Consider the following 21,060-nt stretch of genomic DNA (forward strand, 5'->3'; position numbering starts at 1 on the left):
CTAACCGGACCTCGTTAAGATGCAAATCACTGATCTCACTAAAGAACAAAATATTGCGCCATTCTTTCGATTGGGCTTTCGCCCATTTTTTACTTTAGGTGCATTTTTCAGCTGTCTTGCCTTAATTGTTTGGGTTGGTGTGCTGTCAGGTTCATTGCATTTCGAGGTGTACGGTGGAGGCTATTTTTATCACATTCATGAAATGGTCTTTGGTTTTGTCATCGCCATCGTTGTCGGCTTCTTACTAACGGCGGTGCAAAATTGGACTGGTATTCGTTCCATTAATGGCAAGCCTTTGATGTGGCTTGTATTATTGTGGTTTTTAGGCCGATTGGTGATGCTCATGCCATCCTGGTTTGGTGCCACTTTAGCGGCCATTATTGATGTTAGCTTTTTGCTGGTTGCTGCTATCTATTTGGCGATTCCCATCATTAAAGTGAAGCAAACCCGCAACTTATTTTTTATTCCAATGCTGCTATTTTTTGCGTTGCTCAATACGCTTATGCATAGCAGTATTCAAGGCTACCTCGTTATCTCATTAAAAACCTTGAGCTATGCGGTGTTGTTATTAATTACCTTGCTGATGTCAATCATGGCGGGACGGGTAACACCGATGTTTACTGCCAATGGTACTGGTACGCAAAAAGTCGCACCTTGGGCGTGGCTTGAATGGTCATGTACAATCAGCCTATTATTGCTTATTGTGGTTCACTTAACGCAAGCCAACCTAATGATCGCTAACGACATTGTTGCCACATTGTTTGTTATCAGCGCCGCATTGCAAGCCATTAGATGGATACGATGGCGTCCATGGATTACCTTATCAGTGCCGTTATTGTGGTCACTACACGCCAGTATGTTCTTTGTTTGGTTTGGCCTGTTAACCATTGGTATAGGGTTATTTATGCAGTCCGTCGCATTAAGCCATATATGGCATTTATTGACCATAGGTGGCATGGGTGGATTGATTCTAGCGATGATATCGAGAGTTAGTCTTGGCCATACAGGGCAACCGCTAAAACCCTCGAAAATAATGAGCTTAGCCTTTTTATTGGTTATTGTTGCCGCCCTAGTTCGAGGCTTTGGCCCTTGGCTGGCACCACAACTGCACATGCTGTTTATCAATTTAAGTAGCCTGTGCTGGTTAATAGCCTTTACAATATTTGTTATAAAATATGCACCTATGTTGATGCAACCACGAAAAGATGGCAGACCCGGATAAAAAAATGCGCGCTGTATTCCTAGATAAAAGCACTATAAATGACAAAATAGACTTTTCAGCAATTGAAAGCCAGTTTGATACTATTGGCTACTTTGACTGTACCGAAGCCGATAAAGTGGTATCACGTTGTCGATTTGCCGATGTCATTATTACCAATAAGGTAATTATAGATAAACAGGTGATGGCGCAGTTACCGCGATTAAAACTAATTTGTATCGCCGCAACCGGTACCAACAATGTTGATTTGCTCGCCGCCAAGGCACAAGGCGTAACGGTAATGAATGTCAGTGGTTATTCCACCACAGCTGTTAGCCAATACGTATTTGCGATGTTGTTAGAGCATTTGCAAAAATCATCAGAGTATATTGCCAACGTCAAACAGGGTCAGTGGCAAAAAAGTCCGGTATTTTGTCATTTCAGTCAACCATTTAACGAACTAGCTGGTAAAACCATGGCGATCATAGGCTATGGCACGATAGCGCAACGCGTTGCCATTATTGCTGAGGCATTTGGTATGCAGGTACTCATTGCTGAACGCCAGGGTAGTCAATCGATTCGTAGCGGCCGCACGCCGTTTGAGCAAGCGTTAGCCGTTGCCGATGTTGTGAGCTTGCACGCGCCATTGACCGCTGAAACTGAACTGATGATCAACCAACAGACTTTGGCGATAATGAAAAAAGACGCCATTTTGGTCAATACCGCTCGTGGTGGTTTGGTTGACTCTAACGCCGTTGTTGATGCATTAAAATGTAAGCAACTAGGTGCCGCCATATTAGATGTGCTGGAGGTAGAGCCACCGCCTGCTAATCATCCCTTACTCAATAATAAGCTAAAAAACCTTTATCTAACCGCACATGTTGCCTGGGGTTCTCAACAGGCACAGCAACGCTTAATTAATGGTATCGGTAAAAATATTGCAGACTTTAAAAGCAAAAACCGTGTCGAATGACACGGTTTTTTATAACAGGATGCTTACACGGCGTGCTGCATTGAGTCCGGCATTCGTTCGCCGACTTTGTTGATGATATTTAGCTCGCCTTTGTATACAGAAATAATCGACTTGCCTTGTTTATACTGCACCGGAATGATCACTTTACCTTCGTCACTGACCTCAAGATCAATAACATCATGTAAAAGTTCTAATGATACAGTTTCATAATAAATGACGGTTACTTGCATGGATTTACTACCTGTCCTTAGCACTCAGTAGGAATGCATAATCTCTCGTGGTTTGCATAAAACATGCACAGTTAGCTGGCGTATTCCAACTCTAAAGGCTGATTATCGCCTTCACAAACAGCAATAATGGATTTGCCTTTTTTAAACGCTTCGGAAAGTACCACTCGGCCTTGCTCGAGTGTTGGGAAGTCACCCACGTGGTGATTAAGCTCTAGGGTCTCACTGTCAAAATAAATGACGGTGACATTTCTAACATTATCGCTTTTCATATTGTTGAACTCAGTTTTATCGTTATTATTTTGAGTTCCATTCTAACCATAAGTGGTTGTTTAAACACTTATATTGTCGATTCCGTTCCTCCTCTACGCTAATAATTCCTAGTAAATAGGTCAAGATATTTTTTCCTAAATAAGGTCTTTTTTTCAGCGTAGTGCAGCGACATTTACCCGCTATACCCTGCTACATAAAGCGATCAGCAAATTTGCCATAATGAAAATATGCCCACTGACCAACGCGACGAAACATCGGTAATGGAAACGCAGGTAATTGCGATTGATATAGCGGTATATTCGGCACCGACTGGCCTGCCACTTTGTCCGCTAACCGTTTTCCCGCTTGCACAGAAAAGCTTAAACCGTTGCCACAATATCCCATGGCATAAAAGAGCCCCGGCTCGGATTCTGCTTGGGCAATATGAGGAATATCATCGAGGGTCATACAGATCCATCCTGACCAACGATATTGATAACGAATGTCTGCTAATCCAGGGAAGCTGCGTTTAAGCTCCTGCAATAAACGCTCTGCAAAATAAGGATCATCGGCACCTTTGCCGGTAATAGCGCCACGACCGCCAAACAATATTCGATTATCCGGCAGTTTACGGTAGTAGTATTTTAGCGCTCTGGTATCCATGATCACATTCGAGGTAACAAAATTACATGCCGCCAACTGTGCATCAGATAATGGTTCGGTGACGATAATTTGCGATAACACCGGTAAGGTTTTATTGGCAACCGCGGGGTGAAAACCTTTCGGCATATAACCGTTACCGGCGATAACCACCTTCGTCGCGGTGATAATGCCTTGTGGGGTATGTACCTGATAGCGTGCACCGTGCTTTTGCACATCAATTGCCGGCGTATGGGTATAAATATCAACCTCAGCGTCGTTTAATAGACGTTGATAGCCGAATGCCAATTTTAATGGGTTTAAGCCAACACCGTCTTCAAATCGTATCGCCCCATGAGCATTTTCATCGGCCATATAATGCTGATGAATTTGCGCGCGAGACAAGACATCAACGTCATAGCCAAACATGGAGCTGAGCAACTTAGCCTGGGCTTCTAGCTCTTGCATCTTGTTGGCTTTGTGAGCGACACGAATATAACCAGGTTGCTGTAAATCGCAGTCTATGCCTTCGTTAATAAAAGCATGCACACGTTCAACACCTTCACAGGCTTCCTGATACACCATGCGCATCACGGGATCGCCCCACTGTTGCTGCATTTTGGTCCACGACTTGCGACCCGTCGACTTTAAAATAAAACCCGCGTTACGACCGCTACAGCCCCAGGCGGTCTCATTTGCTTCTATGATTACCGGTTTTATATTGTACTCACGTTGCAAATGCAAAGCACAAGACATGCCCGTGTAACCGGCGCCTATCACTACCACGTCGGTATCTAAGTCCTGCTGCAAACGGCCTTTATTTTGCGGCGCTTTACCGCTAACACTGGCCCAGTAACTGTCCGGGTATGGTTGATTATTGGCAAGCTGGTTTTGAATAAGGGGATCGTACATGGGTTATTTGTCCTGGGTTGCGACCTAAAACTGTCGCACAAATGTGTGCAAATTTGCTATATACTATCAGGCCTTGGAATTACGACAATAGCTGATATGAAAGAAGATATTATTTATAAAGAGATGCAGGCAAGCGACTTTGACGCCATCATCGCGCTAGGCAATTTTGTCCATGGTGATGGCTATGTCGATAGCAGTAATATTCATACTTGGTATGGCAAAGGTTTAAAAAACGGCGTTAACTCAAATTATGTCGCCTATGATGGCGATAAACTCGTCGGTTTTCGTATTACCTATGCCGCGCAACAGTTTAGCTTAGACCAATGGTACAGCCCTGATTTATGGCAAACGGAAATCAGCGAAACCGCCTACTTTAAATGCAATACTGTCGATGAAACTTATCGTGGCTATGGCATAGGTTCGCGACTGCTAGAGTTGTCTATAAAGGCATTGCAAGCGCAAGGTGCCAAAGCTGGCGTCAGTCACTTGTGGCGCCCAAGTCCGGGCAATAGTGCGGTAAAATATTTTACCAAATGCGGCGGACAGCTGGTCAAAGATCACCCAGGCAAGTGGAATGAAGACAGCAAAAACGGCTACAACTGTACTATTTGCGGCTATGATTGCCACTGTGTAGCCGCTGAAATGATCATTTATTTCAAGTAGTTAATTACCAAAAATGGCGAGGGTAGTTAAAATAACTGGCCTTGCTTTTTCACCATTTCGGGTACACGCCAATCAATAGCTTGTTTGCCTTGTTGCTGTAGATATTGATTGGCCAATGAAAAGTGCTGACAACCAAAAAAACCGCGGTAAGCTGATAGTGGTGATGGATGCGCGCCAGATAATATGCAATGACGCGTATCATCTAGGTACTTACCTTTTTGCTGCGCATGCTTACCCCATAATATAAACACCAAATTATCAGCGTGTTCATTTAATGCGGCTATCACCGCATCGGTAAATGTTTCCCAACCAAATTTAGCATGCGAGTGAGCCTGTCCTTGACGCACCGTTAATACCGTATTGAGTAGTAACACCCCCTGCTCTGCCCAGCAAGTGAGGTTACCGTGCTCTGGTATATCAAAGCCATTGATATCGGTTAGCAGCTCTTTGTACATATTTTTTAAGCTAGGTGGTACCTTTACGCTATCTTGCACAGAAAACGCCAAGCCGTGCGCCTGTCCTGGACCATGGTATGGATCTTGGCCAAGAATGACCACCTTAACTTGCTCAAACGGGGTTAAATCAAACGCTGAAAACACCTGATTTTCAGGTGGATAAATAGCATGCTCAGAGTCGCGTTCATTAGCCACCCTGCTCATTAGCTGCTGAAAATAATCCTGTTGTTTTTGCTGTTCGAGAAACTCTTGCCAATTCATGTCTTTTTAGCCAAGCAGAAAATCCCGTAGCTTAGCAAAGTCGTTAGCCATTGACACGGACAAAATCTCTTCCGTTGAACAATCAGCTAGCTCTTTTGGTAAGGCTATCGGTGTGCCCAAAATGCTTTCAACCGTATCTTTGAATTTAGCAGGATGTGCGGTCCCTAAAAATAAGCCAAACTCATCGTCTTTAAGTTGATATTTAAGCGCTTTGTAGGCGACTGCAGCATGAGGCTCACTGATATAACCTAACTGGTTCAATTGAGTTACACCGATTTGTGTTTGCTCTTCGTCAATGGCAATACCCGCTAAATCTTGGTCATCGATAATACCCGAGGTCAGCATATGCTCTACTCGCGGCCAGTTATTTGGCTTAGAGACATCCATGGCATTCGACATTGTCGAGATAGTGTCATTTGGTAGCCACATCTTATTCTTCAAGTATCTTGGTACGGTATCATTCACATTCGTAGCTGCGACAAAACGCTTAATAGGTAGGCCCATGGCTTTGGCTAACATGGCTGCCGTTAAGTTACCAAAATTACCACTTGGCACCGATACGACAACATCATCAATGCTACCACGTTGGCGCTTGAGCTGTGCCGCGGCTTCAAAGTAATAACAGATTTGCGCCAGCAATCTAGAAATGTTGATTGAATTAGCCGAATTTAAACCAATGCTGTGTTTTAAATGTTCATCATCGAAGCTTTGTTTAACCAGCGCCTGACAATCATCAAAACTGCCATCAATGGCTATCGTTTCAATATTGCCGCCTAACGTGGTAAACATCTTTTCCTGCAAGAGACTGATTTTGCCTTTTGGATAAAGGATCACCACCTTGATATTCGTTAACCCATAAAAGGCATGGGCAACCGCAGCACCGGTGTCACCAGAGGTTGCGGTTAAAATGGTGATAGGCTTGCTGCTTTGTTGACTAAACGACTGTAAACAGTGCGCCATAAAGCGCGCACCGAAGTCTTTAAACGCCAGTGTTGGACCATGAAACAGCTCCAATGTCGCCATTTTTTCATCAATCGCTTGTACATTGGCAGGAAAGTTAAATGCGTCATTAATCAACTGCAAAAACGCATCTTCACTAAATTCATCAGCAACGAAAGGGTATAAAATTTTCGCGCTGCGCTCAGCCAACGGCATCGCTAATAACTCATCGATATTGTCATAGCGCGGCAAATCTTTAGGAAAAAACAAACCTTGATCCTGACCCAAGCCTTGACGGACGGCATCGGCAAACGACAAGCTTTGCTGTGGATGTTTTAAATTATAATACTGCATACTGTCCCCTTAAATCACTCGGGCACCTTGCTGATCCGCAAGGCAAATGTGAACAAAACCTGCATCAGATTGCAGATAGTTCTCTGTTAAATATTGTGCTAATTGCTGCGCTTTAGATAAATCTTCGCAAGCGACAAACAATGTCGGTCCAGAGCCAGAAATACCAGCCGCGGCGGCCCCATTTTCTAATACATATTGTTTTGCTTGCTGACATCTGGGAATCAACTCAAGTCGATACGGTTCAGCAACAACATCGTTAATATACGACAATGCCTGTTTGTTATCCTGGCGATGACAGGCATCAACAAAGCTAGCGAGATTTTGTCCGTATTGGATCAATGTCTGCCTGCTATATTGCAAAGGCAGCACTTCTCTTGAAGCACGAGTCGATACCTCGATACCAGGGTAAGCCATAACCCAATAGATGTCGGCCAACTCAGGTAAAGTTCGAGTGATAACACCATCATCACTGACCATAAGTTGCAAGCCACCAAGAAAACACGGTGCGACATTATCGTAATGCAAGCTGCCACTGATTTGCGCTTCCATTTGTCCCATCATGGTGAGTAATTTACTGTCATCAAATGGCTTTTGATAATACTCATTAAGTGCAACTAATGCGGCAACAACAGAACAAGCACTCGAACCCAAGCCACTGCCAACCGGCATACTCTTGTTAAGTTGCATCGCCACAGGAGATGGCTGTTTACCTACATCTGCCAGCGCATTTTCAAATAACTGCAGACAATGATAAACAATATTATCTTGATAGTTTGCCGGCAATTTATCGGCGAAATCACCGACCACTTCAAGTTGATTTTCACCTGTGGCTGAGGCCTCAACGCTGACCACATCACCAAGCAATTCACCCGATAATGGGGTGACTGCCATGCCAAGCACATCAAATCCGACACTTACGTTACCGATTGACGCTGGTGCATAAACTTTTACTGTCATTACAACTCCTGCTTCCAAGCTTGAGTGCGCAGCATATCGGCGAACACACCTGCCGCAGTAACTTCAGCGCCAGCACCATAGCCTCTTAATACCAGTGGAATCGGTTGATAATAACGACTTAAAATCGATAAGGCATTTTCGCCATCTTTAATCGCGTAAAGTGGGTGACTGCTATCAACGGCTTCAATGGCCACCTGACATTCACCATTACTGATTTTACCAACATAGCGCAGCACTTTGCCCTGCTCTTTGGCACTTTCAACTTTATCTTGAAAATAGCTGTCCAGCTCAGGTAAACGCTGCATAAATTCATCGACCGAGCCAGTTGAGTCAAAGTTGTCTGGCAATACCGACTCGACCTTGATGTTATCCAGCTCCAGTGCCATACCCGCTTCGCGTGCCATAATCAATAGTTTACGAGCGACGTCCATGCCACTTAAGTCATCACGAGGATCAGGTTCGGTGAAGCCGTTTTGTTTGGCGATTTCGGTAGCTTGCGATAAGCTCATGCCTTCATCTAGCTTACCAAAAATATACGATAACGAGCCTGATAAAACACCGTCAAATTGCTGTAAATTATCACCGGCTTTAAAAAGGTTTTGCAACGTATCAATTACCGGTAAACCAGCACCAACATTGGTTTCATATAAAAACAGACGATTGGTTTTACGCGCATTTTCACGAATTTGACGATAGTACTGCCAGCTGTCGGTATTAGCCTTTTTATTTGGCGTTACAACATGGAAGCCTTCAGCAAGATAATCGGCGTAATTAAGCGCCAGCTCTGCATCCGAGGTGCAATCAACCAGTACCGGATTAATCAAATGATGACTGCGGGCAAAGTGCTTGACGGTATCGACACTCAGCGTTTTTTGTTCGCCTGCTAACGCCGATTGCCAGTTATCCATAGGAATACCTTGAGCATCAAACGCCATGCCTTTTGAATTGGCAATTCCGTAAACGTTCAGTTCAATCCCTTGTTGTTTTAATGATGCTTGCTGACGTGAAATTTGCGCTAACAATTCACTACCAACAACCCCGCAACCGACAACAAACGCATCAATCGTTTGTCTGCTTGAAAAGAAGTTTTGATGACATACTTTCAGCGCTTCAGTGCATTTGCGTTGTTCAATGACGACTGAAATACTGCGCTCTGATGAATCCTGAGCAATGGCGATGACGTTCACTCGCGCTTGCGCCAACGAACTAAACAACTTGCCGGCGACGCCACGTTGATGATGCATACCATCACCGACCAAGGAGACAATAGACAAATGCGATTGCATATCGATTGGTTCAAGCAATTGATTAAGTAACTCAAGTTCAAACTCTTGCTGCAGACTTTGCTGAGCTCGATAAGCATCGGCAGAATAAACACAAAAACTAATACAGTATTCTGAAGACGATTGGCTGATCATTACCATTGAGATATTTTCTCGGCTCATGCAAGCAAATACTCGGCTCGCCATACCAACCATGCCTTTCATGCCTGGTCCTGAGACGTTGATCATGGTTAGCTCATCAAGATTTGAAATGGCTTTAACCTGCTTTTCGCCCTTGTCTTCATTGGAAATCAAGGTACCTTTAGCATCGACGTTCAAGGTGTTTTTAATCAAACATGGGATGTGATATTGAGCAATCGGGCCAATGGTTTTAGGATGCAACACCTTGGCACCAAAGTAAGAAAGCTCCATCGCTTCTTGATATGACAAGTGCTCTAATAAGCTCGCTTCTTTAATTAAGCGCGGGTCGGCATTAAAGACACCGTCGACGTCAGTCCAAATTTCACAGCATTCGGCATTGACACAAACACTCAATACCGCTGCAGAATAATCCGAGCCATTACGACCCAGCGTGGTCAATTTTCCAGATGGGGCTACGCCGATAAAACCTGGCATCACGCTGATACGCGGTAGTTGATTGTATTTATCAACAAATTGTTGGCGTGCTAACACCAAATCGGCAACCGCATCGAGTGACGATTCATTGGTTTTTAAAAATTGCTCTGGCTCTAATACCGCAATGGTTTGTTGTTCGGTGTTAAGCAGCGCTTCGAGGATAGCAACACTTAAACGTTCACCAAGACTGATCACACAAGCACGAATATGATCTGGACAATGATTCAACATCGCTGAACCCTGCATCCAACGTTTTAACTGGCCGAGACTGCGAGCCAGAGATTGGTCAGCGTGATGACGATTAAACGCCCGCTGGCCATTATCTAAATCATCAAAAATCGCGTTTACCGTTTTTTGCAAATGGTCAATTTGTTGTTCGAGAGAGTTGCTATCATCTAGGTTTTGCGTCATCGCTACCAAATGATTGGTAACGCCTTTTGGTGCTGAGACAACAACCGCAACCGGTGAATGCTGGCTTTTCGCTTCGATGATTTCGCAAACCGTATTAAAACGGTCTGCATTGGCAAGGGAAGAACCGCCGAATTTTATCACTCTCATATTGTTTTCCTCGAATTAGCCATTGTTATTAACAAGTGTGGCAAATAATTTTTGCTTTAAAAACAAAAGCCCGTGAACTTTGCAGGTCACGGGCTTTTATGTTTGAACGTTTTATTTACACGCTAGCCACTGACCTCCATTGGGGTACCAATGGTGGTGGTAATTGTAATGTTGGTCAGGTGCATAAATATTCTCATGCTTTCACTCTGCACCAGCGGTTCGCCGCTGTCAAGCCATTAATCACAAGAAATTAACAATGAAAAATTACATGTAGGACAACAAATTGCAGAATAAATAAACAATAGCCGATAAAAATTCGACTAGTTTATCCAGTAGAGGTGAGATTGATGTTGCGTTAGCCATGTTTTGGCGACTTTGTGGTTACCATAAAATGACGAGACCAGTGCCCAAAATTCGGCAGAATGGTTCATGTGTTTAAGATGGCAAAGCTCGTGGATGATAACGTAATCGATAACCCAGTCTGGCGCCATGACCAATAACCAGTTTAGTTTTACATGGCCTTTACTGTCACAACTGCCCCAACGAGACTTAAAATAACGTACAGTGCTGCACTTTGCCTTTAACTTTGTGTCTTGCTGCCATTGTTCGCTGCGCGCTAACAATATCGACATTGCTTGTTGTTTATACCATGCGTGCAGTTGCTTTTTCACGGCATTGGCTATCAGTGCTGGGTCATCGTTAGCCACCTTAACCGCAACGACTATGTGTTCCGCTTCAATCGACACGCTATTTTTACTGGCAACAACAACCGACAAACGATAAGGCTTACCTAGATAGTAAAACACCTCGTCATGTTGATACTGGCGCTCGACGGTCTCACTGCTTTGCTGCTGCAAAGCGATTTTTTGCTGTAACCAGGCGCGCTTTTTGACAACCAACTCGGCAATGTATTGCTCATTAACAAATTCCGGAGCAAGCACTCGTACTTGACCATGCTTAACTTGCAAGCTGATGGTCTTGCGCCGACTACTGCGCACCAGTTGATAATCAATTGACGCCATTAGGCAGATTTAGCTTTCGATTTTGCCGTCGCTTTCTTTGCGGCAGGTTTTGCTTTACTGGTCGCGGGTTGCTTTTCAACAACAGGTTCCGCCGCCGGCTTAGGTTTTTTTGCCAATAGTGAAATCAATACTTGTTCACGATTTTTCGCGAGGAAGATACTGACATCTTCAATCATTTGCTCTTCAAGTGCTAACGAAGATTGATCGAGTAACGCCGACAAATTATCGGCCATGTCGAGCATCTTGTCGTACTCATCGGCAGCCTTTTTGTCCATAAACGTTTCAACCTCCACCCCATTTCGAACCACTACAAAGCGACTTTCAACAGCCATAGTCTTTCCTTATTACCCAGTGTATGACGTAAATAGTGGCCGTATAATGCCAGTATTTTCCGTGCATTTAATGTAAATTGTTTCAAGTAGTGTATATTTATCCAGTAATTTAACAGCTTTTTTTATGACTCGCCAGAAAAAATTTTTTTTCCTTTTTCACTCATCGCACAAAACCCGCAACTCACCTTGACTAAATATACGATTTAACCGTGTTTTTATGCACCGATGTAAAAAAATGTTTCTGTTAACACATCTTTAACATTTGATGAACTCTACTAACCTCGTGATTTTAACTGAATTTGCCCGAATTAACGGTAAATAAAGGCCCGGCAAAGTTGTTACATTCACACATTCTGCATTAACAACTTTTCTCGCAAAATGCGTCACTATTAGATTAACAGCGAACGACAACAACACTGTTACAGAATACTTAATGAGAATGTGGAGAACGACGATGAAAGCACTAACTTTAGCAGCAGTAATGGCAACCAGCATGGGTTTTACAATGAATGCAACCGCGGGCATGGATCCTTATCTTGAAAATGCACTAATTCAAGTATGTAAATCAGCGCAAGCTGACGACCTTGGCGATATGCGTCGCACTATTAAAGGTTATCACCTAAAAGAGAAAACCGTTGCAGCAAAAGTGGTATGTAATGGCGAAAATATTGTTAACTTTGCAGAAAATGCCGGTGCATATAACACCGCCAGTCATCTGCAAGAACGCCTAGGCGGTAGTGAAATTACCGATTTGGCAAACGTTTATGCGGTAAATTTTTAAGCCCATAAACAGCGAGGACTGATCTGTCACCCTGGACCTTGCTTCCCCCCAACGCTCTGGCTCGATGTTTTTGAGTCAGGGCGTTAATCTTTTCACATCCCATGTATTTTATATGCGTACTCTAGCTCAATCGGCGCATTATCGATAATGGCAATATAGGTAAAATATAACGCATCACAGCCCATGGCCACCCCGGTACAAAGGCAATGTTTTTTTCCGCTTCAATAGCAGCGATGACCTTGTTACAACCAGATGTGACATCAACCAAAAACGGGGGATTTTTATCGGTATCGGTAATTTCTGTTTTAATATAACCAGGATGTATGGTCGACACCTTAATAGGGCTGCCTAAGGTATCGATTCGAATGCCTTCCGTTAATGACGCCAACCCTGCTTTCGTTGCAGCATAGACAGTCATCGAGCGACGAAAACCTCGTTGTGAGCTTACCGATGATATGGTGACCAAATGACCACTATTTTGCTCTCTGAAAATCTCCATCGCGGCTTCACATTGGCATAACGCAGCGACAAAGTTGGTAACCGCAGTCAGCTTATTTTGCGCATAATAGCCGGTGCCTATGGATGCTCCTTTGCCAATACCGGCATTAACTATCACCCTATCAATACTGCCAAGCTGCTGTTTTGCCTGTTTAAATACTGTAAACACTTGCTCATCTTGGTTTACATCCAGAGCAAAAACCAACACCGTAATGGCTGGGTACTGCTGCTCAAGCTCGCTCGCTAGCGCTTGCAATCGTTCGGTGCGTCTGGCACATAGCACCAGATTTCGCCCCATTTGCGCAAACTGTTTGGCCAATTCTTCGCCGATACCAGAACTGGCACCGGTAATTATAATATTCTTGCGTTGCATGACGTCATTGTCTCATCAGTTATCGTGCTATAAACCAAGTAAGTCTGTCGTTGTATTCGACAAACACCTTAAAATTATCAAACATGGTTATTGTCCAATAACTTACCTAATAAAGATAACGATGTCTCCCATAAACTTAAATACCGCCCTTGCCGCTAAGTCAGTCAAAACCATAAATTCACTGTGTATTTACTCGCAAACACCAAGCAAGAAACAGGCCTGAACAGCCTGTAAACAAAGGGATGACGTTTTTTTATGCATTTGATTTGAAAATCGCAAATTTTGTTTGACGTACGATTTATTTTTGCCTATTTTTCACAAATAACGGTCAAACGAAATTCTTGAGGATGCAGTAATGTCTCGAAATAAAATCATTAATGATGTCGATTTAACCAACAGTGATATGGATTTTACTGATGAGGTTTCGTCAAACACAGAAAATGATGCGGGTAACCCAGATACAGCAAAAACCCGACGCCGTATCGATGAGTTACTTGAAAAGAAGCGACTTAAAGAGTTGCTTGACGAAGATGAGTGGGATTTATAAATCCCACTTATTAGATTGCTAATCTGCTACATTTCCTAAATTGTTCTTTTCATTTCCCTAAATCTTCTCTACTCTCAAGTACATAGCAATAACACCTATTAGGGAGATTTATGTCTTATTTTCGAAAAACCGCATTAGCCGCAAGCTGTTTTGTAGCGTTCAACTGCGCCATAACAAGCAGCTTTGCCAAAGATCTGTCACCACAAACGATGGCAACAAGTGTCGAGCAGGACGTAATTGAATGGCGCCGCCATTTCCACCAACACCCGGAATTATCAAACCGAGAGTTTGAAACAGCCAAGCGAATCGCCGACGAGTTAAAGCAATTAGGCTTAGAGGTGCAAACCGGAATCGCCCATACGGGTGTTGTCGCTGTATTAGATTCAGGTAAACCTGGCCCGGTCGTAGCTTTACGCGCTGACATAGATGGTCTGCCAGTAAAAGAAATATCCGGCTTACCTTTTGCTTCCAAAGCGGTAGGCGAGTATAACGGCCAGCAAGTACCGGTTATGCATGCTTGTGGCCATGATACCCACATAGCCATGCTATTAGGTACGGCAAAAATGCTTAGTCAGCATAAAGAATTGCTAACCGGTAAAGTGAAGTTTATCTTTCAACCTGCCGAAGAAGGCGCGCCCGCAGGTGAAGAAGGCGGTGCCGAATTGATGGTTAAACAAGGGGTAATGAAAAACCCTGACGTTGACGTCGTATTTGGTGTTCATATTTGGTCCAACTTAGAAGCAGGACAAATCAGTTATAAGCCAGGTGGCACATTGGCCGCGGTTGATACCTTTAAAATTGTCGTTAAAGGTAAACAGGCGCATGGCGCTTACCCATGGAAGAGTGTCGATCCTGTGGTCACCTCCGCGCAAATAATTATGGGCTTACAGACCATCGTTTCTCGCGAGTTAGAATTAATCGAAGAAGCGGCTGTTGTCACCGTCGGTAGTATTCACGGTGGCGTACGTTCGAACATTATCCCTAATGAAGTGGAAATTGTTGGTACCTTAAGAAGTTTAAACCCAGAAATGCGAGAGCACATTCGCGAAGCGGTAAAACGCAAAGCAATCAATATTGCCGCGAGTATGGGCGCAGTCGCCGAGGTAACCGTGCCATTTGGCGCTAATTACCCGGTTACCTATAATGATCCGGCGTTAATGGGCAAAATGTTGCCTTATTTACAAAACAATTTGGGCAGCGAGAACGTGGTGTTATCAAAAGCACAAACCGGTGCCGAAGACTTTTCATTCTATCAACAACAAGTGCCTGGGTTATTTTTGGGTGTAGGCGGAATGCCAAAAGGTACTAAGAAAGAAGATGCGCCAGCGCACCATACACCAGAGTTTTTTGTCGATGAGTCAGGTTTGAAAACCGGTGTGCAAACTCTGATAGGTTTGACGTTAGATTACATGAATAGTCACCAAAAATAAGAGGCTTAAAGATGGTTAGCAATTACCGCTAGCAAATACCGCTAATTAAGCCATAAAAAAGACAATAAAAAACCTGCTCATTGAGCAGGTTTTTTTTATCTTAAACTATCGCTAGTTTAGAACTTGTAGGTAACTTTACCGTAGTAGAATGCACCGTTGTAATCGAATGGACCACTTTCGTAGTACTTACCACCAACAACGGAGTAAGCGCCATCAGGGCCTTTCTGCAACTCTTGTGCTTCTTCATCAAGCAAGTTATTACCACCAACCGTAAAGGTTAGGCTATCAGTCGCATACCAACTTACTTCACCATCTAGAGTGAAAGTAGAGTCAGCTGTTTCTGACCAACCATCAGAGGTATCATCGGCATGCACCGCGTAGTACTCTCCGAAGTAGTTGAAGCGTAGGAAGGCGCCAAACGCGTCCCAACTTTGACTAACGGTAAAGGTTGCTTGGTGATCTGGAATACCATCTTCCAATCGCTCCACTTTACCTTCCGACGTGGTTTCAGGATTAAACTTATCAACCGTTGTATCGTTGAAGTTGTATGCCAAGCTAAACTTGGTGTCACCGCCTAACAGACCCATTGAGTAGTTAGCAACAACATCCACACCTTCAGTTGTGGTATCAAAGTCATTGTTAAAGTACGTTACCGCTGAAATCAATTCAGGGTTTTTAACACCTAAGTCACGTAGGTCATCCCAATCTTCTTCTAGTACATCGATTTGACTCGATTGCGCTAGACGATCCGTTACTTCAATGCTGTATGCATCAACGGTTAAGAAGAAATCACCATTTTGGTATACGATACCCGCTGCGTACGATGTTGATTCTTCAGGTTGTAACACTTTACCACCATAGAATGCTGATAGAGGATCAGTCGGTGGCGCTAAGAATGACTGGATTAGCTCACCTTCAACCAAGGACGTTTGCGTATTAACAACGTTCTCTTGACCAACAGTTGGTGCACGGAAACCCGTACTATGTGACGCACGAATTGACAAGTTATCGGTTATTTCAAACTGTGTCGTAACTTTGTAATCCGTAGTATCACCAAAGGTGTTAAAGTCTTCGTAACGTACCGCAGCTCCGACCATCCAGCCTTCAGTGAAGTAAGTTTCTACATCAGCATAAAATGCCCAGTTACGACGCTCATTGCGACCTTGTGATTCTGGACCAAAACCTTTAAAACCGTGTGAACCGATGTTGAAGCCTTGGTCAGCATAAGGACCCGCTTTCCAAGATGACTCTTCACCAGAAACGATTTCAAAACTCTCTTCACGCCACTCGGCACCAACTGCAAAGTTTAAGTCTTCCGCTAAACCAATATCAAACCCGCGTACTAAATCAAGGTTAAAGGTTTTCTCTAACTGAATGTACTTACCTGTTTGGAAGTTGGTTGGTGTTGAAAGACCAAGCGATGGGTTAAGAGTGTTTTTCAAAAAGAATTCAGACTCATTTCGACCAACAGAGGCACTTAAGTCAAAGCTCCACTCTTTCATCAAACCAGCATTGATATCACCACGTACACCACCAGTAATGGAGGTATCGGTAATGTTACCGCCGAACTGCGGTGTATAACCGCCTGGCATGATTGAGTTCATTGAGAAACAGTTTGGATCGGCCAACATGGCTAAATACTCAGGCGAGGTTAGCACGTTACCATCTGAACCATCAGGGTTCTTAGGAATATTTACCACCGCACAACTGCGTGCTGCGCCTTCCGATTGAGCAACATCACCAACCAATAGTGTTTCACCACCATCAATTGAGAAAACGTTACCACGGTTATGTGGATTACGATAATAGAAACCACCGGTAACATCTCGCTCAGAGTAGTTACCAAATAAGTACGCTTCTTTATCATCTTCTAAATCCAATCCGATATTACCAAAGATAGTGATATCGTCTTCAACTTCTGGGTTACCCCAAATTTGCGCTGGATCGTTAACGTCGGTGTTTCCTTGGTCAATCAGGTTAGCCGCGTCTGGGCGCTGTACTGAACGACTTGTCGGGTCAACGTTTTTCAATTGGAAACTGAAGTTAGCAAAGCCATCATCGGTAAATGGTAAACCAATGTTACCGTCAACAACGGTGGTTTCACCATCGCCTTCAGAAAACTCACCGTATTTAACCGAGATAGAACCGCCATCTCTGTCGTCACGTAAAATAAAGTTCATAACACCAGCGATAGCATCTGAACCGTATTGTGCTGACGCACCGTCACGTAGTACTTCCACTTGCTTAAGAGCAACGGATGGAATTACTGAGATATCAGGACCTTGAGCACCATCATTGACACCACCACCTTGGAAGGCAATAACAGATGCACGATGACGACGCTTACCATTGACAAGAATTAGTGTGGAGTCTGAAGACAAACCACGTAAGTTAACTGGACGAATCAAAGTCGCAGCATCCGAGATAGGTTGCGCACGTACATTGAAAGACGGTACCGCACTTTGTAGTGCATCAAGTAAATCCGACGCACCAGACTTAGATAGTTCATCACCGCTTACGACATCAACCGGTACCGGTGAATCCGCTACCGAGCGCGGTGCAGAACGAGTACCAACAACAACGATCTGCTCGATGTTTTCATCGGCTACTGCTTCGCCCTCTTCGGCTGCCAGCACAGGCTGACTACCCAGAGCGATACCGACCGCTAGGGTCAGGTGACGCAATTTGAAGTTCCTAGACATTAGATTTCTCCCTCACATTTTTTTTTATTAACGAGTATATTATTAATACTTCAACTACCTTTATATCTGACCTAGAGCGCATTTACAAACTATTAACATGAAATGTTTTCACGCATTCTTTGCAAAAAATCAAAGGGTTACATTTCGTTACTCTGTTTTTGTTATCTTGCTTGTTGAAAATAGTTATCATTAACAGGCATTTTTCAGGTATCTAGGAAGGGCTATTTATGGAGCACTTTTTACAACAATTTTCTCTGCTAATTACTAATAAGATTTTTCTTACCATCGCCATTGTGGTGGTATTGCAGTTGCTGTCTAAGTACATCGTTGTCTTTATTAAACGTGATAATGACATCCTAAATGAACAGCACCGAACTTGGATATCACGAACTAAAAATATTAAAGCCATGGTTATGGCGATTTTTCTGCTGAGCCTGTGGTGGGGAGAGTTACAAACCTTTGCACTTTCAATTGCAGCGGTAGCAGTGGCAATTGTTATCGCCTCAAAAGAATTAATACTGTGCTTGAGTGGTTCGATATTGCGCGCCACCTCGAACGCGTTTGTGATAGGTGACTGGATTAAGGTCGGCGATAATCATGGTGAAGTGATAGAACATAATATACTGTCTACCTTGATCCAAGAAGTCGACTTTGCCAACAATACCTACAATTACACCGGCCGCACCGCCATCATCCCGAACAGCCAGTTTTTAACCGAGACGGTTAAAAATATGAATTTTATGAAGCGCTATGTGTATCACACGTTTTCGATTCACTGTGATACCAAGATAAACATGTTTGATGCGCGAGACCATATATTCCAACGTATGGATAAATACACTAAAGAATTCTTAGAAATAGGCCAACGCTATAATTCGGTGATTGAAAAAAGATTGGGTGTCGATTTGCCCGGTGAAGAACCTTACATTCGCATTACAACGACAGAGCTTGGTAATTTTAAATTCACCATAATTTTGTTTTGCCCTACCGAGCAAGCAGTCTCTCTTGAGCAGCGTATTACTCAAGACTTTATGCAGTTTAGATATGACAGATTAGATTCTTAAACTATTTTATTATATCAAAATCAAAATCATCGACAATTAGAACAAATATTTATGCAGTTTATCTGTCTAAATATTAGTCATCTGGGCGGCTAAACGTCTTTGCACAAACAAACAATTTAACAAGTTTTTAACATGTAACTTCAATGACATACGATGCTTTTTTGTACAATAAATCAATTACAAAAACATCGTTAAAACAACAAAATCACTAACACATCAATAACTTAAGAAAGTTATAAGCTATAACTTTTTGTTATACCTTTTACCGCTGACATTTAAAATTATATCTCTACACTGAAAAACTCTTGTCGTTTACATAATACCAATTGATCTTCCCCAGAGATCACAAAAAACTCAAACGACTGGAAAATAATTATAATGTAAGGGAGAAAACCAAAGTGAAGTTAAAAACATTTCTAAGTTCTTCATTAGCCTTGGCAATAAGCACAAGTTTTGCCGCCAATGCCGCTGATGACCGATACGTAATCCAAGTAGATAACAGCAAGAAAGGTGTGGTAAAAGCACTGGCGAAAAAACTAGGTGGCGATATTAAACTTGATTCTGAAGGTTTTATTGTTGCTAAATTCGCAGGCAAAGATTTAGCTGCTGTTAAAGGTTTATTAAACAACCCACATGTACAATTGGTTGAGGCGGATCAACGTCGTTACCCAATGGCCATGTACAACGATGACCTTGGCGATGCCATGCAAGAGCAGCTTACGCCGTACGCTGTTTACCAATCAAAAGCCAATCAAGTGAGTTTCAATAGCCAAGCTGGTATGAAGGTTTGTGTTATCGATTCAGGTCTTGACCGTTCTAACCCTGATTTTAATTGGGGCACCATCACTGGCGACAATGACAGTGGTACAGGTAACTGGGACGAGAATGGTGGTCCACATGGTACTCACGTTGCAGGTACTGTAGGTGCTGAAGATAACAACGTTGGTGTTGTAGGTATGGCGCCAGGCGTTGATATGCACATCATCAAAGTATTTAATGCCTCAGGCTGGGGTTACTCGTCTGATTTAGCCCACGCGACTAACTTGTGTGAGCAAGCTGGCGCGAACATCATTTCAATGAGTTTAGGTGGTGGCGGTGCGAATAACACTGAATCAAATGCCTTCGCTAACTTCACAGCTAATGGCGGCTTAGTTGTTGCTGCTGCAGGTAACGACGGTAACAGCGTTCGTTCATACCCAGCAGGCTATGAATCAGTAATGATGATTGGTGCAAATGATGCTGATAACAACATTGCAGATTTCTCTCAATTCCCGTCTTGTACTGCAGGTCGAGGAAAGAATGCAACATTTGATGAAACAATCTGTGTTGAAGCTACTGCCGGTGGTGTTGATACCTTATCAACCTACCCTGCAGGTATGGCAACCTCAGCGAATATGAGCGCTGATTCACAAGCCTATGCAACGTCGGCAATGGAAAACACCGGTTCTGCAAGTGGTGCGGCATACTACATGGGCACTGCTGAAGCGGTTGACTCAAGTGCCAATGGTAAGATTTGTGTTATCGATCGCGGCAACATCAGCTTCCATGACAAAGTACAAAACTGTGAAAACTCAGGTGGCCTAGGCGCTATCATCGTTAATAACGAAGCCGGTATGTTATACGGTACGTTAGGTGAGACGAATGCAACTAGCATTCCAGCGGTTGGTGCCGATTTTGCCGACCGCAGCAGCCTAATCGCAGCGTCTTCAGCTTCTGTTTCTGTCGATGCGAGTGACTATGGTTTCATGAGTGGTACGTCAATGGCAACACCAGCAGTATCTGGTATTGCAGCACTTGTTTGGTCTAACCACAGCAGCTGTACTGGTACTGATATTCGTGAAGCATTGAAAGCAAGTGCAACGGATTCAGGCGCAAGCGGTCATGATGTTTACTTTGGTTACGGTATTGTTGATGCAGTAGCAGCCGATGCTTACTTAACAGCAAATGGTTGTGGCGGTACGACTCCTCCACCAGAGCCAGAGCCAGAACCATGTAAAGGTAATGGACCTCGCTGTCGATAATAAC

The 21,060-nt window shown here is 43.5% G+C and carries 19 protein-coding genes; 8 read left to right on the top strand and 11 right to left on the bottom strand.

Features of this window, described 5'->3' with window-relative positions; genetic code table 11:
- Positions 1-19 precede the first annotated feature (19 nt).
- Positions 20-1,222, top strand: a complete 1,203-nt coding sequence (locus tag E2K93_RS05035) for an NnrS family protein (protein ID WP_135438047.1) — start codon at positions 20-22, stop codon at positions 1,220-1,222.
- A gap of 4 nt (positions 1,223-1,226) precedes the next feature.
- Positions 1,227-2,171: a D-2-hydroxyacid dehydrogenase gene (locus tag E2K93_RS05040; protein ID WP_135438048.1), complete on the top strand. Its 945-nt coding sequence runs from the start codon at positions 1,227-1,229 to the stop codon at positions 2,169-2,171.
- Positions 2,172-2,194: 23 nt separating this feature from the next.
- On the opposite strand, the gene E2K93_RS05045 is transcribed toward E2K93_RS05040, so the two are convergent.
- The 3 genes from E2K93_RS05045 to E2K93_RS05055 all read right to left on the bottom strand — a co-directional run bounded on the left by E2K93_RS05045 (position 2,195) and on the right by E2K93_RS05055 (position 4,201).
- Complete coding sequence (locus E2K93_RS05045; RefSeq protein ID WP_135438049.1) at positions 2,195-2,401, bottom strand: TIGR02922 family protein; 207 nt, start codon at positions 2,399-2,401, stop codon at positions 2,195-2,197.
- A 71-nt stretch (positions 2,402-2,472) separates the two neighbouring features.
- Positions 2,473-2,670, bottom strand: a complete 198-nt coding sequence (locus E2K93_RS05050; protein ID WP_135438050.1) for a TIGR02922 family protein — start codon at positions 2,668-2,670, stop codon at positions 2,473-2,475.
- A gap of 190 nt (positions 2,671-2,860) precedes the next feature.
- The gene (locus tag E2K93_RS05055; protein ID WP_135438051.1) at positions 2,861-4,201 is read right to left on the bottom strand and encodes an NAD(P)/FAD-dependent oxidoreductase; all 1,341 of its coding nucleotides are present in this window, start codon (positions 4,199-4,201) and stop codon (positions 2,861-2,863) included.
- A 96-nt stretch (positions 4,202-4,297) separates the two neighbouring features.
- On the opposite strand from E2K93_RS05055, the gene E2K93_RS05060 reads away from it, so the two are divergent.
- Positions 4,298-4,864, top strand: coding sequence for a GNAT family N-acetyltransferase (locus E2K93_RS05060; protein WP_135438052.1), 567 nt, complete (start codon positions 4,298-4,300; stop codon positions 4,862-4,864).
- Positions 4,865-4,890: 26 nt separating this feature from the next.
- Here E2K93_RS05060 and ung read toward each other — a convergent pair whose 3' ends face one another.
- From ung to E2K93_RS05090, 6 genes are all read right to left on the bottom strand, one after another.
- The gene (gene ung, locus E2K93_RS05065) at positions 4,891-5,580 is read right to left on the bottom strand and encodes a uracil-DNA glycosylase (RefSeq protein WP_135438053.1); all 690 of its coding nucleotides are present in this window, start codon (positions 5,578-5,580) and stop codon (positions 4,891-4,893) included.
- A gap of 6 nt (positions 5,581-5,586) precedes the next feature.
- Positions 5,587-6,873 carry a threonine synthase gene (thrC, locus tag E2K93_RS05070; RefSeq protein WP_135438054.1) on the bottom strand — a complete coding sequence of 429 codons (1,287 nt, stop codon included), beginning with the start codon at positions 6,871-6,873 and terminating at the stop codon, positions 5,587-5,589.
- 9 nt (positions 6,874-6,882) lie between these two features.
- The gene (gene thrB / locus E2K93_RS05075; RefSeq protein WP_135438055.1) at positions 6,883-7,830 is read right to left on the bottom strand and encodes a homoserine kinase; all 948 of its coding nucleotides are present in this window, start codon (positions 7,828-7,830) and stop codon (positions 6,883-6,885) included.
- Positions 7,830-10,286, bottom strand: a complete 2,457-nt coding sequence (thrA, locus tag E2K93_RS05080) for a bifunctional aspartate kinase/homoserine dehydrogenase I (protein WP_135438056.1) — start codon at positions 10,284-10,286, stop codon at positions 7,830-7,832. The genes thrB and thrA overlap by 1 nt, the downstream gene beginning before the upstream one ends.
- 320 nt (positions 10,287-10,606) lie before the next feature.
- Positions 10,607-11,308 (bottom strand): M48 family metallopeptidase, encoded by a 702-nt coding sequence (locus E2K93_RS05085; protein WP_135438057.1) that lies wholly within the window; start codon positions 11,306-11,308, stop codon positions 10,607-10,609.
- Positions 11,308-11,640 (bottom strand): YebG family protein, encoded by a 333-nt coding sequence (locus tag E2K93_RS05090; protein WP_135438058.1) that lies wholly within the window; start codon positions 11,638-11,640, stop codon positions 11,308-11,310. The genes E2K93_RS05085 and E2K93_RS05090 overlap by 1 nt, the downstream gene beginning before the upstream one ends.
- A gap of 454 nt (positions 11,641-12,094) precedes the next feature.
- On the opposite strand from E2K93_RS05090, the gene E2K93_RS05095 reads away from it, so the two are divergent.
- Positions 12,095-12,421 (top strand): DUF3718 domain-containing protein, encoded by a 327-nt coding sequence (locus E2K93_RS05095; protein WP_169127221.1) that lies wholly within the window; start codon positions 12,095-12,097, stop codon positions 12,419-12,421.
- Positions 12,422-12,542: 121 nt separating this feature from the next.
- On the opposite strand, the gene E2K93_RS05100 is transcribed toward E2K93_RS05095, so the two are convergent.
- Positions 12,543-13,292, bottom strand: coding sequence for an SDR family oxidoreductase (locus E2K93_RS05100; protein ID WP_135438060.1), 750 nt, complete (start codon positions 13,290-13,292; stop codon positions 12,543-12,545).
- A gap of 355 nt (positions 13,293-13,647) precedes the next feature.
- On the opposite strand from E2K93_RS05100, the gene E2K93_RS05105 reads away from it, so the two are divergent.
- Positions 13,648-13,839, top strand: a complete 192-nt coding sequence (locus E2K93_RS05105; protein WP_135438061.1) for a PA3496 family putative envelope integrity protein — start codon at positions 13,648-13,650, stop codon at positions 13,837-13,839.
- A gap of 209 nt (positions 13,840-14,048) precedes the next feature.
- Positions 14,049-15,269 carry an amidohydrolase gene (locus E2K93_RS05110; protein ID WP_228445571.1) on the top strand — a complete coding sequence of 407 codons (1,221 nt, stop codon included), beginning with the start codon at positions 14,049-14,051 and terminating at the stop codon, positions 15,267-15,269.
- Positions 15,270-15,385: 116 nt separating this feature from the next.
- Here E2K93_RS05110 and E2K93_RS05115 read toward each other — a convergent pair whose 3' ends face one another.
- The gene (locus E2K93_RS05115; RefSeq protein WP_135438063.1) at positions 15,386-17,971 is read right to left on the bottom strand and encodes a TonB-dependent receptor plug domain-containing protein; all 2,586 of its coding nucleotides are present in this window, start codon (positions 17,969-17,971) and stop codon (positions 15,386-15,388) included.
- Positions 17,972-18,198: 227 nt separating this feature from the next.
- Between E2K93_RS05115 and E2K93_RS05120 the strand changes: the two genes are divergently transcribed.
- Both E2K93_RS05120 and E2K93_RS05125 read left to right on the top strand, forming a co-directional pair.
- On the top strand, positions 18,199-19,035 hold the full coding sequence (locus E2K93_RS05120) for a mechanosensitive ion channel family protein (protein WP_135438064.1): 837 nt from the start codon (positions 18,199-18,201) through the stop codon (positions 19,033-19,035).
- A 398-nt stretch (positions 19,036-19,433) separates the two neighbouring features.
- On the top strand, positions 19,434-21,056 hold the full coding sequence (locus E2K93_RS05125) for a S8 family serine peptidase (RefSeq protein WP_135438065.1): 1,623 nt from the start codon (positions 19,434-19,436) through the stop codon (positions 21,054-21,056).
- Positions 21,057-21,060: the final 4 nt, after the last annotated feature.

Source organism: Thalassotalea sp. HSM 43, assembly GCF_004752005.1.
In the GTDB taxonomy this organism is placed as follows: domain Bacteria; phylum Pseudomonadota; class Gammaproteobacteria; order Enterobacterales; family Alteromonadaceae; genus Thalassotalea_A.